This is a genomic window from Youngiibacter fragilis 232.1, from assembly GCF_000495435.3.
In the GTDB taxonomy this organism is placed as follows: Bacteria; Bacillota; Clostridia; order Clostridiales; family Clostridiaceae; genus Youngiibacter; species Youngiibacter fragilis.
The window spans coordinates 38,119-50,080 of sequence record NZ_AXUN02000068.1; the positions used below are offsets into that span (position 1 = coordinate 38,119).

The 11,962-nt window shown below is 53.5% G+C and carries 17 protein-coding genes; 2 read left to right on the forward strand and 15 right to left on the reverse strand.

The window, feature by feature from the left end:
* Nucleotides 1–68: 68 nt before the first annotated feature.
* Nucleotides 69–236 carry a hypothetical protein gene (locus T472_RS19880; RefSeq protein ID WP_023383207.1) on the forward strand — a complete coding sequence of 56 codons (168 nt, stop codon included), beginning with the start codon at nt 69–71 and terminating at the stop codon, nt 234–236.
* A gap of 243 nt (nt 237–479) precedes the next feature.
* A complete protein-coding gene (locus T472_RS04670; RefSeq protein ID WP_023383208.1) occupies nt 480–989 on the forward strand; it encodes a helix-turn-helix domain-containing protein in 510 nt (169 codons plus the stop codon).
* A gap of 178 nt (nt 990–1,167) precedes the next feature.
* Here the strand turns inward: T472_RS04670 and T472_RS04675 are convergent, their stop codons facing one another.
* The 15 genes from T472_RS04675 to T472_RS04740 all read right to left on the reverse strand — a co-directional run bounded on the left by T472_RS04675 (nt 1,168) and on the right by T472_RS04740 (nt 11,916).
* Nucleotides 1,168–1,503, reverse strand: a complete 336-nt coding sequence (locus T472_RS04675) for a DUF3852 domain-containing protein (protein ID WP_023383209.1) — start codon at nt 1,501–1,503, stop codon at nt 1,168–1,170.
* Between the two features lie 72 nt (nt 1,504–1,575).
* On the reverse strand, nt 1,576–2,046 hold the full coding sequence (locus T472_RS04680) for a hypothetical protein (protein WP_023383210.1): 471 nt from the start codon (nt 2,044–2,046) through the stop codon (nt 1,576–1,578).
* A 13-nt stretch (nt 2,047–2,059) separates the two neighbouring features.
* Complete coding sequence (locus tag T472_RS04685) at nt 2,060–3,745, reverse strand: DUF8193 domain-containing protein (RefSeq protein ID WP_023383211.1); 1,686 nt, start codon at nt 3,743–3,745, stop codon at nt 2,060–2,062.
* Between the two features lie 69 nt (nt 3,746–3,814).
* Nucleotides 3,815–4,375 (reverse strand): DUF6550 family protein, encoded by a 561-nt coding sequence (locus tag T472_RS04690; protein ID WP_023383212.1) that lies wholly within the window; start codon nt 4,373–4,375, stop codon nt 3,815–3,817.
* A 109-nt stretch (nt 4,376–4,484) separates the two neighbouring features.
* A complete protein-coding gene (locus tag T472_RS04695; RefSeq protein ID WP_040906687.1) occupies nt 4,485–5,030 on the reverse strand; it encodes a hypothetical protein in 546 nt (181 codons plus the stop codon).
* Nucleotides 5,030–5,425: a DUF4320 family protein gene (locus tag T472_RS04700; RefSeq protein ID WP_040906689.1), complete on the reverse strand. Its 396-nt coding sequence runs from the start codon at nt 5,423–5,425 to the stop codon at nt 5,030–5,032. Before T472_RS04700 ends, T472_RS04695 begins: the two co-directional genes overlap by 1 nt.
* Nucleotides 5,422–6,078: a hypothetical protein gene (locus T472_RS04705; RefSeq protein WP_023383215.1), complete on the reverse strand. Its 657-nt coding sequence runs from the start codon at nt 6,076–6,078 to the stop codon at nt 5,422–5,424. The genes T472_RS04700 and T472_RS04705 overlap by 4 nt, the downstream gene beginning before the upstream one ends.
* 15 nt (nt 6,079–6,093) lie before the next feature.
* Nucleotides 6,094–6,966 carry a type II secretion system F family protein gene (locus T472_RS04710; protein WP_023383216.1) on the reverse strand — a complete coding sequence of 291 codons (873 nt, stop codon included), beginning with the start codon at nt 6,964–6,966 and terminating at the stop codon, nt 6,094–6,096.
* Nucleotides 6,967–6,969: 3 nt separating this feature from the next.
* A complete protein-coding gene (locus T472_RS04715; RefSeq protein WP_023383217.1) occupies nt 6,970–7,899 on the reverse strand; it encodes a type II secretion system F family protein in 930 nt (309 codons plus the stop codon).
* Complete coding sequence (locus T472_RS04720; protein WP_023383218.1) at nt 7,896–9,473, reverse strand: type II/IV secretion system ATPase subunit; 1,578 nt, start codon at nt 9,471–9,473, stop codon at nt 7,896–7,898. Before T472_RS04720 ends, T472_RS04715 begins: the two co-directional genes overlap by 4 nt.
* A complete protein-coding gene (locus T472_RS04725; RefSeq protein WP_023863361.1) occupies nt 9,470–10,285 on the reverse strand; it encodes a CpaE/TadZ family protein in 816 nt (271 codons plus the stop codon). The genes T472_RS04720 and T472_RS04725 overlap by 4 nt, the downstream gene beginning before the upstream one ends.
* Nucleotides 10,285–11,115: a Flp pilus assembly protein CpaB gene (gene cpaB / locus T472_RS04730; RefSeq protein ID WP_023383220.1), complete on the reverse strand. Its 831-nt coding sequence runs from the start codon at nt 11,113–11,115 to the stop codon at nt 10,285–10,287. Before cpaB ends, T472_RS04725 begins: the two co-directional genes overlap by 1 nt.
* Before the next feature lie 33 nt (nt 11,116–11,148).
* On the reverse strand, nt 11,149–11,283 hold the full coding sequence (locus T472_RS20485; protein ID WP_023383221.1) for a hypothetical protein: 135 nt from the start codon (nt 11,281–11,283) through the stop codon (nt 11,149–11,151).
* Entirely contained in the window at nt 11,280–11,735 is a 456-nt protein-coding gene (locus T472_RS04735; RefSeq protein WP_023863362.1) for a prepilin peptidase, read from the reverse strand. Before T472_RS04735 ends, T472_RS20485 begins: the two co-directional genes overlap by 4 nt.
* Nucleotides 11,725–11,916, reverse strand: coding sequence for a DUF6133 family protein (locus tag T472_RS04740; RefSeq protein WP_439334302.1), 192 nt, complete (start codon nt 11,914–11,916; stop codon nt 11,725–11,727). The genes T472_RS04735 and T472_RS04740 overlap by 11 nt, the downstream gene beginning before the upstream one ends.
* Between the last annotated feature and the right edge of the window lie 46 nt (nt 11,917–11,962).

Sequence of the window (11,962 nt, forward strand, 5' to 3'; positions counted from 1 at the left end):
TCCGCCCATTCAGAGCTTCAATACCACACAACGGTGGCCGCCGAAATAAGGAAAAGGAGGTCAATTGCGTGGCAGATTACAAAAAAATGTATGATTCGCTGTTCAACGATGTGACGGATGCCATCTCGCTGCTTCAGCGTGCGCAGCAAAAGACGGAGGAGCTTTTTATCTCCGGCGATGACGGCGTTATTGTGGAGCTCAAAAGAGATTCGGAGCCCGACGACAACGATAAATAGCATAGCCCGTTTGCAAAAAGCAAGGAGAGCGGTTCTGCCGCCCTCCTTGTTTTGCTGCTGCAAAATGTTTTCTCTCTGTTTGGGAGCTGTGTGTAAAAAATAGTTTGTTTCACTACATCCCTAAAATCGTCCAATCAATTTATATACCCTTTAGCATAAAAACAGTCATTGTTAATTTGCGTTGCTTGTGGCAACGGGCAAATATCTATTATAATTAAATGGCAATCAAAGGAGGTATTTGCTATGTTAAACGAAAACATTAAAGCTATTAGAAAATCAAAAGGACTTTCACAAGAAGAACTTGCTATCAAGCTGAATGTGGTGCGACAAACCATTTCTAAATGGGAGCAAGGATTGTCAGTTCCTGATTCTGAAATGTTAATCTCCATATCGGAAGTGTTTGAAATACCTGTAAGCACTTTGCTTGGAGATACTGTTACTGAGTCGAAGGTCGATGACTTGAAAGTGATTTCTGAAAAACTGGAGATTATAAACTTACAGCTCGCACAAAGGAATACTACGAAACGAAAAACGCTTCATTGGCTACTTATCTCATTGTGTGTGGTCATAGTAACAATTTCTGCAGTTTTAATTGCATTAAACAGTCCTTACTTAGGATGGGATTATAGTGCTCCTGAAACTGCCGTTGTCGGAGTTGTTTTTCACGCATTTGAATGGCTGTTTGTCAGATTAGCACCAATTGTCCTTATAGGGGCAATCGTCGGAATTTTCTTGACACGAAAGAAAGTATAAAACGGCTCTGATTTTTGGGTACAGGTCATACTTCAAAATTCCAATTTGCCAATGAGTTTATGAGCATGTGATTGATATGAGCCTTGTAGCTCTTGCTAAAGCCAAGCTTAATTACTACGAAAGTATGGGCAACCTCGCCATTATCGGCTTAGTTGCCCTCTTTCTATTTTCACCGTCCTTATGCAAGTATCTGCCAGATATAGGTCGGCGCCGTCAGGGTGAACACCAAACAGGCAAACAAAATCGCTGGCGCGGCCCACTCAAATTGTCCGTGTTTTCTATAGTCGAAATACGCCGTCCCCAATTTTGCGAAGAAAAACACCGCCAAAATCAGGTCGATTGCAGGGAACACCACCTTGTTGACCACCGTCTTGATCTGCCCGGAGGCGTCGTTCCATGTTCCCTCAATTGCCCCGGCCACGTCGCCGTTTGCCGCAAAAGCAGTTGTGCTGAACAGCAGGCTTACCATGAGAACGAGCGTGAGCGCCAGCGCGATTTTTTTACATCTTTTCATAAAAACCACCTTTCCGAAATGAGGAACAAGGCCGCAGAGTTTACCCCATGCGGCCTTGTTCTTTTTCTGCTTTTATAGCTGCATGGTCATGTCCATGCCCGGAGTCTGTTGCTCCAAAAGCGGAGCAACCGCAAGCACCTGCGGATTCTGGTAAAATTTCAGGTCGCCCCGGAATCCTTTTTTCAGCTCGCTGAATTCCTTCGCTTGCGCAAGGAGCTCAGCGGAACTGCCGGGCGGCAGCTCCTGATTCCAGCGCACCCAATCTCCGTTCTGATAGCGCGGCTCCAGCTGGAGGATCACATAATCCTCCGGCACGAAAGCGGGATATTTCCGCCAGATGCCCTGTGTATCAACGTAAGGATGCCCCTCCAGCATGACGGTCATTTCCATAAGCCGCAGGGTATCCGCAAGAGAGGTACAGAACCAGCACTCCCGATCTCCGAACCGCCGGATGCGGCCATCCTTGAAAATTGCCTCCAGCCGATCCGTTTTCGTGTAGTGGTACAGGCTGCCTTTGGGAGCCTCAATGCGTTCATATGCCATCCTCGTCCCTCCCTTACGGCTGAATGGGACCGGCATGCCAATCCTGCCACAGATTGCCGCGAATGGTCAGGCTGGCGGTAAGGTTGGCGGACAGCATTCCATCGGGGGTCCACGCATCTATGAGCCACGTGTTGACGGTATAGGCGCCGTCCGGCATCCAGATGGGGCTGAAATGAGTCCGATTCTTGTAGGTAGAATAGGGATTTTTCTGAAACTCAAACCGTCCCGATCCCATCCGTTCCAAGAGCCGCCAGTAGGTTTCGTAGCCGAATTCAGGGAAATAGCTGACCGCATTCTGCGGCTGGGTTACCGCCGAGCTTTGGCTGGAGCTGATGCTCCCGGTGACGGTCTGATTGATGCCGTACCCGGACTTCATTACCGTTCCGCTGGCGGTGGGATTTTTGCTGTCGCACATGATGCTCATATCGGCGGTCAGACTGGCGCTGTAGCGATCCAGATCAAATTCATACCACCCGTGATCGCACCAATATCCGTCCTCGTCATCTCCGTGCCATACCCAATATTCCTGCCACCACGGACGCCAAATGCTCCAGCTTGCTGTGCTTTTCACCGTTCTGCTTGGAACGGAAGCACAGGAGAAGCTGTCGTTGCGGTCATCAGCTACAGGATTTGGCGGCGGGTTCTTATCAAGGTCAACGATTTTCACGTTGAGGGTCGTTTTCGCCGTGCTGCCGGGACCGGACACCGTCACTTCAATGGTCATATTCTGCTCGGTATTCGGGGTTTTCCATTTCACCCACGCAAGCTGGCTGTCGCCTTCAGGGTAATAAACATTGCCCACGCTGTAGGTCTGGCCGCCAATGTTAAAGCTGACACGGGTGGGGCTGTCGGGATCTGACTGTCCGCCGCTGATCCGCGCCGCCGTGATGACGTCGGTGTTGACCCGGTACTCATAGTCGTAGGCTTCAATCTGCGGTTCCTCCGGCTTTTCTTCAAAGCGGACGATGCCAAGCCCAAGGCTGGATTTGATATCCGCATTGGTTGCGGCGCTGGTTTTGCTGCCTCCCCATGCGGGATAGCCGAGATCGCTTACTTCCAAGAACATGGCCAGAGGGAGATTCTTGTGGGTGAGGGATACCATCCTTTTTCGCAGTAGGCCGCTTGTCTGCTCATCATAAAGCGCCGCTTCTGTGGCGGTGGTGGCAAACATATTTCCTTCAAATTTGTAGTAAGCCAGCGGCTCCAAAAGGATTTTATACTCACCGCCGATGAGAACATCATAGTCCATGCCTGTGATATCCGCTATGCGCTTGACCACGTATTCGGAGCATAAGTATTTTTTGATGGCCTCAATGTTGTTGCTGCCATTGGTACTGATGATGCGCGGCATGGTTTGAGCTGGTTTAATAGCGGTATAACCACCCTTTATAGGAGTTAGGTTTGTTCCGCTGTTATATTGCAGTTTGCTGACCTTTCCAAAATTATAAATTGAGGATGAAGGAGCTTTATTTGTAAAGTCAAAGGGTGTGGTAACTACCGTATGGTCGCTTGCACGAACCACAGTAACCCGCACACCCTCGTTGCCGCTATTCCATGAATTGGTGCTGGTTCCCTGACCCATCCCACCGCCACCGCCGTCAATGTTTCCACTGCCGCCCGTGTCCGCAAAAGCGGACATCGGACAAAGCAGGCAAAATATGAGGAGTAGCGGCAGGGCCCGTAGAAGTATTTTTTTCATCCTGACCTCCTTTTTTTGCAAAAGAAAAAGGCACGGTATCTTTCAACCGTGCCCTTAAAAAGCATTTTCTTATTCGCCCATGATACCGACCTGCTTGTTGATATCACCATCTCCATCCACTTCAATAACTGTGTTTGCACCGCCATCCGGCACATTATCAAAGCCAGGGATGCTGTTTCCACCACTGCTGGTTTTAGATGAGGCTTCCTGCTTCGGCGTTTCCTTTGGCTGTTCCACCTTGTCATGATCCACAGCCGTGGGAGGCTCAGTGACCTTTTCGCCGTTGGGCTTCTGCGTGGGGTCTTGGAGCTGTTTCTCGGTATATTCCTCCTTGCTCACATCACCCTGAATGGTCTGTTCGGTACCGTTGGAAACCGCGCCGTTGTCGGTACTCACCGGCTGGCTGGTATCAGGCGGGGTTACGGTGACCTCTTTTTCTTTCTCTGTGCTGTCCGGCTCGGACGGGTCTACCGTCACATTGCTTACCTCGGAGCTTTGGGACGAAAGGGGCGCATCCACCGGCTTGGGCGTCTGAAACCGCTGCCCGATCAGCACCACCAGTATCACGCAGAGGGCAAGGCCACCAGCGACAGCCAGCCACTTCTTCATTTTGGGATTCATATTTTTCATAAGAGTATCCTCCTATTTACCATATTTTGATAAGCCTCTTGTTATTTCACACCCTACCACGAAGTTTTCAAAAAGTCTATCTATATGATAGAAAAACTTTTGATAACAGTCAAAACCTTGGCGTGTATCCGGCGCTGGTCTTGACCTTGATGGTCATGGGCGGCAGCAGCTTTCCGCCAAAGGATACGGGAACCTCCAGCAGGATGGTGCTGTCCGCTTCAAAGCGGGCGGAGGCTTGGTCGCCCGATGCAAGGGGCGCGTTTCGAATGTCCACATCCAGATTCCAGACCTTAAATTCCAGCTTGCCGTCCGGCGTGCGCTTTTCATGATATCCGTTGCTATAGGAAAGTCCAAGGATGCCGTCCAGCCGTTCATAAATATCGCCGTAATCGAGGCTTTCCTCAAAATCTCCGGCATAGGGCTGGTAAGCGCCCGAATAGCCCTCCCGCACACCGTGGTACACATCATCGTAATTCTCCACCACGGTGGAAATAACCGCTGCCTGCACCGCATCCCGCACACCCTGCGCCACAATCATCAGCCGGAAATATTCCGAAATGCCGGTGAAGATCATGACCAGAGACAGAGTGATTGCGATAATGAGAGGAAAGCCTGTGCCGCCTTTTCCCCGTAAAATTTGCTTGATTTTATCCATCATTTCCAGTAGACCTCGCTCTTTCCCGCCGAGTCCGATCTCAGCGTAATGGGGAATGAACCGAAGCCGCCGAACAGTCCGATGTTGGTCTGGTAGGTGACCGTTACCGTGACTTCCTCGTTCAGCTGGATTCTGCCGGTTTCAGACCACGATACCGCAGGGGAAAGCCCGGTCTTTTCCCGCAGAAGCTGTTCCCGGCGGCTGGTTTCGCTGCCCACCTGTCCGGCGATTTCGGCCTCCCGGATGAGCTCGGTGGCGAAGGTGTCAAGCTGCTGCTTTTGGATGTAGACGGGGAACACCTTCACGGCAAGAGCAATGACCAGCATGGCGCACAGCACCAGCACCGCCACGTCGATATAGCCCTCGCCGCGCTTGCTTCTCAGGATTTTTCTCAGCACAGGGTCACCCCCTGCTCAAAGGGTCCCTGCTCCTGCTGCGGTTCCGGGTTGTGGTCACTTAACACACGCCATGCGCCCTTACTGAAATCAGCGGTACAGATTTCCTGATCCAGCAGTTCCTCCGCGGGGACATCTCTGGCAAATTCAGCACTGCCGGGATTCCCTTTCACACTCTGGCCGGAGAGCAGAAGCTGTGCGGTTTCCGGCGTCAGGTACACATACCCGCCGGGCGTCATCATATCAAACGATGCGTTCGGGTGCGCCTCGATAAATTCCCGCACGGTAATTCTCACTTCCTCTGCGGAAACAGGCGCATATTCCGGGTCGAGGGTATACTCTGATTCCGATTCGCCCTTGTCCCACAGCGTCCAGAGCGCATGGGTGAGTTCCTCGCTGAAATCAACGTTCTGCTCAGATATCCACTGATCCTTTACCACCTCCAGCGGATTTTCAAAGCGGAGCAGATACTCCATATATTCGGCGTAATAGCCGCCTGCGGATAATTCTCCATACACAAACTTCACAGCGGCAATTTCACTCGCCAGCTCCACCAGCTCGGAGGCCGGTTTCTGCTGCCATTCCTTTTGATACTGCGCCATGCCTCTGTCCAGCTTTTTACGCAGAAGCGTCATCATTTCCTGTTCTGTCATCTGGCTTACACCTCCCTAAAACATCCCACCGAGGGATGTGATGATTTCATAGACAATAATCGCCATGTAGGTCATGAGAAAGCACATGAGCATGGCAAAGGAGAACACCCGGATTTTAGGCGGGATCTTCATGGCCTGCGCTTTCAGCCGCTGAAGCTCCAGCTGCTTCATGTCGTGGGCCAGCATCTGAAAATACATTCCGCCGTCGTCCCCGCGCAGTACGCCAATCAGCCCTCTGGTAATATCCGAGAGCATGGGTGAATTGAACCTTGCCTCAAAACGGGTCAACGCCGCCTCATAGCTGGAGGAGCGCATATCCGCCGTGAGGATGTCAAGCTCCGCCGCAAAGTCCTCCCCTGCGTTTTTCTTGAAATTCTCCAGCATGGACAGAACATCCCGGCTGGCCTTCAGCTCCTGGGTAATGGTCGCAACGAAACGGGGCAGCTCCTGTTCGATTTTCCCACGCTTGGCTGCCAGTGCTTCATCTGCCTTACGGATTTCCTTGAAATAGACCAGCACGGCGGTAAACAGCACAATGGGCGCCAGCAGCGGCAGAACAATCAGGCAGGGAATGATACACAGCCCGATAGCCCCCGCTTTTGTAATAGCCGTTGCCGCGAACAGCTCCGGCGAGTCGGAAAGCCCCGCCGCCGACAGCACATTTGCCATCCGGCTTTTCTTATATTCGTCCATACGGATATACCGGGAGAGCCGGACGGCGGCGTTCCGCAGCAGAGCATCGGTGGTTTTCGGCTTTGCCTTGGCCTGCTTTCCCGCCGCCAGCATCGCCTTTTGGGTCGCAAGGGTGGGCAGCCGCAGCAGATCGGCGGCAACAAAAAAGAGCCCCGCCGTCAGCAGAACTCCGAATAAGAACAAATAGATTGTCATCGGCTACCTCCTGTATTCGATAGGCTGGGTGAGTTTAATGACAAACGCCGTGGAAATGAAAATCACAGCGGCGCAGATGGTCAGGATGATCTGCCCCAGCGGGGTGTGCATCAGCGTATGGTACCAGTCCTGATTCAAGAAATAGAGAAGCGGAATGTTGCCTATGACAAGAACCACCATGGTGATGAATTCTTTTCTCGGCTCAAACACCATGGTGTCCAGCTCGCCGTTGACCACCCGCATATCACTGAGCTTGCTGACAATGGGCGTCAGGGTGGTTTTCAGGCTGCGGTCATGCTGGCAGGCAATGAGGGCGTCGCACCATTCCTGAAACACAGCATTTTCAATTCTCGTTTTCACATCATGGAGCGCTGCTGTCACATCGGGGTCCACCAGCCGGACGCGGGATACAAAGCTCTGAAATACCGACAGCACCGGCGGGTTCAGGTACGGGAGGTTTTCCTCCACCGCTGTCAAAATGTCCTCGTTTCTAAGGTAGGCCGTGGTGATGATGGAGAGCGCCGTTTCCAGCTCCGCCGCAATGTCCTTTTTGAAGTGGCTGGCTGTGAGCTTTACCCACCAGAACGGCAGGAGCATACAGCCCGCCGCCATGACAGGAACCAGAAAAAAGTTCGAGAGCATCACGGCGACCGACGCCCCCACGGCAAAGAACAGCAGGGACAAGGCGCAGAGCATAGGAAAGCGCGCCGATCTGCCGGTGACCTTGAGAATAGACTGCACCTCGGCAAGCTCCCGGCGCAGATAGGACTGCTTTTTCCTGCGGGTAAATTCACCCACTTCATCGCGAAGAGACTTGGGCCTGTCGGTAAGCTTTTCAAATACCGAATTGGTGAACTCCATAGGGGTGATGCCCAATAAAATAAAAAATCCTGCAATCATGCCGATGCAGGCGATTAACAGTACCGTCGTCATGCGATTTGTTCCTCCTTTCTCCGCAAGCTCTCAATGACCGCCTGCGGCATCCCGTTTTCCAGAAGCCGCTTGGCAAGGCTGCCCGAGATGGTATTGACCTGCTCATGGTGCCCCTCAATGATGAATTTTCCGTCCTCCATGCGGTTTTCGGTGATGACATACTGGAACAGCGAACGGAAACGCCTTGTGCCGTCGGGCAGGATTTCGCATTCCTGAATCTCCATCATGCGGCGCTGCTTGTTTTCCAGCTGCTTGCAGAACACCACAATGGGATAGGCTTCGGTGACATAGTCCATGAGGGTCGCATCGGACATATCCACGGCGCGCTTGCACAGGGACACCATGCGGCGATAGGTAGCTTCGCAAGAATTGGAGTGGATGGTGGTCAGCACCGCCACGCCGGTTCGGGCAGCCTCCTGTGCCGCGTTTGCCTCAGCGCCGCGCATTTCGCCCACCACAATGATGTCCGGGTTAAAGCGGAGTGCATAGTCTAAAAGGTTGGTCTGGTCGATGCGCTGGCGGTCGTTATCGCTGTCGCGTGTCAGGGTGTGGATGACCGAATTGACCACCTTACCGTCCTTTTCTCTGACGAGAGCCAGCTCACGGGAGCCGTTTTCAATGGTGTAGATTCTTTTATTGTCGGGGACGGTGGTCAACACCCAGCCTGCCACAGTGGTTTTGCCGGAGCTGGTGGCGCCCGCCACGCAGACCGAAATCCCGTAGCGGACGCAGAGGGACAGAAAATCCAGCATCGGGTCTGTAGCCGTGCCGCTTCGGACAAAGTCCTCTTTTTTCATGCTCTGCGGGTTTACGATACGGATAGAGGCCGCCACACCCACATCCTCGTCCACAATAGGGCTTTTCAGGGCGGCGATACGGATATTTTTGCTGAGATGTCCCAGCACAATGGGGCTGGCGTTATCCAAAACCATGCCGCTGATGTGGAGCATCCTGCGGATCACATTCACGGCGTGCTGGGGGCTTTCAAAGCGTTCCTCCAGCTTCACGGTGCGGCCGTCCGAATACTGCACCTCAATGTCTTTCCATGAATTGACGTCAATTTCCTCGATCCCGGTGCCGAAGATGTATTTGGTCAGAAACCCGAACTCCGCCATTTCGGTGTAAAGGGCGTCCGCCAGCCTGTCGCCGCTCATGCCACCCACGGAAATGCGGTTGTCCTGCAGAAATTTTTGGATATACCGCTTCATCTGCGCCTTGGCGTCCTCACCGCCCTCGGTGATGAGGGTGCTGTAATGCTCGGAAATATACGCCTGTACCTCGGCAAGCACTGAGGAGAAGTCCTTTCCCTCCGTTTCCGGGGTAAAGAACAGTCCGTGGGCACGCAGTGTGCGGTTGTCACGCAACGGCGCGGCGTCCTGCTCATCCGGCGGATTCAAAATATCCACATCGGGACCGAACTGCAAGTTTGCAAACCTCTCGGCTGTGGTTTCGGAGATATTGCCCATTTCGGCGATCAGCTCCGGTTCTGTGGATAGCGGCTGACCGCCGTTTTTTTCTGTGCATGCCGCCTTATTCTGAAATGCCGGTGCGCTTCGTTTTTTACCCAAACTCATACGCCAAATACCTCCTTTGCGATTTTTTCTATTTCTTTTCTAAACTGACGGCTGTCCTTTAAGGACAAATCTGCCAGCAGATTCCCGGCAAGGTACTGTTCCTCCAGTTCCGGCGAGTGGGTCAGAGTAAAGGCCACAGAACCCAGCGCCTGCCCGATCTGCTCCCCGGCCTGCCGGGGCTTTACGTTCCCGGCAACCTTGTACTGCTTCTCCGCATCCCATTTGGAATCCCGGAGCAATGGGAGCTGGCTGGAAAGATAGCTCACCGATTTCAGGTCGGCGTTTGCAAGGCGCAGGACGCTGTCAGCCTCCATAAGCGCCACGGCGGAGAGAATATCGTTGGCAATATAGCTGCCGCAGTCCGCCACCACGAAGGGAGCAGTTTCCCGCAGCCCATCCATCAGCTCCTGCGCCTGTAGCTGCTCATAGGGCGGGTAGGTGTACTCGTTCTCACCCTTTTTCATGCCGAGGATGGTGAGGTGTTTGTGCTTTTTCAGCGTCACCAGATTGTGCTTGATGAGAGGCTCCGTCACATGGGCGGCGGCAAGAATACTGCCCAGCGAATGCTCACTCTCCAAATCGGAGGGCGGGCAGATGCAGGGCAGCATGGGCGCGGTCATATCGCAGAGCAGAAGCACCACGTTTTTCTTCCGGTCGGCAAGGTGCTTTGCGATCTTTACGGCAGTGACGGTCTTTCCGCTGCCGGGGGAGCCCCAAACGGCAAGAATGCCGCCCTGCGGCTCCTGCTTCGGCGGGGCATCCTCCCTTGGGGCTTGGCGGGTGAAGATGCCGTTTTTCTTGAAGTTCAGCATCACTGCACCCCGCTTTCCGCAGTCGCTTCGGATGCCGTGTTTTCCTCCGATCCCTGAGACTTGGGTTCAGCGGAGCCGGGCTGTTCTGTGGGATACAACGCCGCCACCACCTTGTCCTGTGCCTCGATAAACTTGGCGCTGTTGGCAGGCGTGCCGCGGTAAACAAGGGACAGGTGGAGCTTGCCGTCTGACTCCAGTTCCGCCAGCGCCTTGCTCTGTTCCGGGGACACCAACAGGGTCACGGTTGCAGGAAGTTCTTTTTCATTCTCCGCCGAAGGCGAATCGGGTCCAGCGTCACGCTGGTTGGCGTCATAGCCGCTGCCTGCGGTGACGGCGATGACCTCCACATATTTCAGCTCGGCGGGGATAACAGTGGAACCCTGCTTTTTGTAGTCCGGGGCAATCACCGACACGATGTCGCCGCTTTCCAGCTTGCCGGAAAGACCGTCTGCAAAGCTCTTGATGGTGACCGACATGGCCTGCTTGGTGCCGTCCAGATTGTAAAGGTAGGTATTTTCCGCAGCCGGGGTATCGGACAGCTTGGTATTTAAGATATAGTCACCAACGGAAAGGTCGGCGGTGGCGTACTTGCCCACAACGGATTCGCTCTGGTGAAGAACATTTTCGGGCAGTCCGAAGCCGCCCACCTCCACGGTCTGCACCATCTCCTTGGTAATTTCCTCGCCTGCCTTGATTTCCTTCACGACGCGGACAATTTCGGTTTTCTGGCTGACGGATTTGTTGAACAGCGGTGTTACACCGAAGCAGATGAGCAAGGACAAAAGGATGCAGATCACGCCGACCACCGTGCGGTTTTTGAAAAGGCTCATAGATTTTTCCTCCTGATTGATTTCTTTGTGATTTTAGAAGCTGGAGCTGTATCTGCGGTGTTTCACCGCTTTCACGGCCTTGGGGATCAGGGCGGTGGCAGCCAGCGCAACGGTAGCGATCCCGGCAGCGACGAGGGCCTTTTTTCTGCTGATATGGATTTTTTTCATGAGATCATTCCTCCTAAAATTTTTGAAATGGTTACGGCAAAAAAGCCGAGGGACAAAAACGGCGCCATAGGCAGGGACGCCTGCGACGCTTTCTGCGGCTCCAGCTTGCAGAGCCTCTTGATTAGCTGGTTTGTGAGATAAAAAAAGAGGGACGCTGTCAGACCGAGCAGCAGCCCGACCGTGCATCCCCAAAATCCCAAAACAATCCCTGCGGCGGCAGTGAGCTTGATGTCCCCGCCGCCGATGCCCTCCGGCTTGCAGAGGGCGGCAATCAAAAGCGGCAGTGCCGCAAGGGCGCCCCAAAGCCTGACGGGGCTGAAATCCATCAGCCCCGTCAATGCGATCAGGAGGCAGATGCTGTCCGGGATAATCCGCTTGCGGAGATCCCACACAGAAGCCGCCAGCAGCAGACAGAAAAAAAGCACCGCCCCAGCGATGCTATCAGCCTGCATAATTGAACATTTCCTTAATGCGCTGCACAAGGGTGGGCAGCACGGTTTCTCCGAACAGGGCATACAGCCCCGCGAGGAGCAGAGCCCCCAAAACCACGGCAATCAGGATTTTGATCGCGGTGTCAATGTAGCCTTCCCCGCGGCTCCCGGAAAGGATGTGGCGGGCTCTGGCGGCAGTCATGACAGCCTTGCTTTTCAGCTTGCAAATGAGATGCTTCATGGATTCC

Excerpts from the sequence above, each read along its gene's own strand:
- T472_RS04670 (WP_023383208.1), top strand. The coding sequence starts at position 480 with ATGTTAAACGAAAACATTAAAGCTATTAGAAAATCAAAAGGACTTTCA.
- T472_RS04675 (WP_023383209.1), bottom strand. The coding sequence starts at position 1,503 with ATGAAAAGATGTAAAAAAATCGCGCTGGCGCTCACGCTCGTTCTCATG.
- T472_RS04680 (WP_023383210.1), bottom strand. The coding sequence starts at position 2,046 with ATGGCATATGAACGCATTGAGGCTCCCAAAGGCAGCCTGTACCACTAC.
- T472_RS04685 (WP_023383211.1), bottom strand. The coding sequence starts at position 3,745 with ATGAAAAAAATACTTCTACGGGCCCTGCCGCTACTCCTCATATTTTGC.
- T472_RS04690 (WP_023383212.1), bottom strand. The coding sequence starts at position 4,375 with ATGAAAAATATGAATCCCAAAATGAAGAAGTGGCTGGCTGTCGCTGGT.
- T472_RS04695 (WP_040906687.1), bottom strand. The coding sequence starts at position 5,030 with ATGGATAAAATCAAGCAAATTTTACGGGGAAAAGGCGGCACAGGCTTT.
- T472_RS04705 (WP_023383215.1), bottom strand. The coding sequence starts at position 6,078 with ATGACAGAACAGGAAATGATGACGCTTCTGCGTAAAAAGCTGGACAGA.
- T472_RS04710 (WP_023383216.1), bottom strand. The coding sequence starts at position 6,966 with ATGACAATCTATTTGTTCTTATTCGGAGTTCTGCTGACGGCGGGGCTC.
- T472_RS04715 (WP_023383217.1), bottom strand. The coding sequence starts at position 7,899 with ATGACGACGGTACTGTTAATCGCCTGCATCGGCATGATTGCAGGATTT.
- T472_RS04720 (WP_023383218.1), bottom strand. The coding sequence starts at position 9,473 with ATGAGTTTGGGTAAAAAACGAAGCGCACCGGCATTTCAGAATAAGGCG.
- T472_RS04725 (WP_023863361.1), bottom strand. The coding sequence starts at position 10,285 with ATGCTGAACTTCAAGAAAAACGGCATCTTCACCCGCCAAGCCCCAAGG.
- cpaB (WP_023383220.1), bottom strand. The coding sequence starts at position 11,115 with ATGAGCCTTTTCAAAAACCGCACGGTGGTCGGCGTGATCTGCATCCTT.
- T472_RS20485 (WP_023383221.1), bottom strand. The coding sequence starts at position 11,283 with ATGAAAAAAATCCATATCAGCAGAAAAAAGGCCCTCGTCGCTGCCGGG.
- T472_RS04735 (WP_023863362.1), bottom strand. The coding sequence starts at position 11,735 with ATGCAGGCTGATAGCATCGCTGGGGCGGTGCTTTTTTTCTGTCTGCTG.
- T472_RS04740 (WP_439334302.1), bottom strand. The coding sequence starts at position 11,916 with ATGACTGCCGCCAGAGCCCGCCACATCCTTTCCGGGAGCCGCGGGGAA.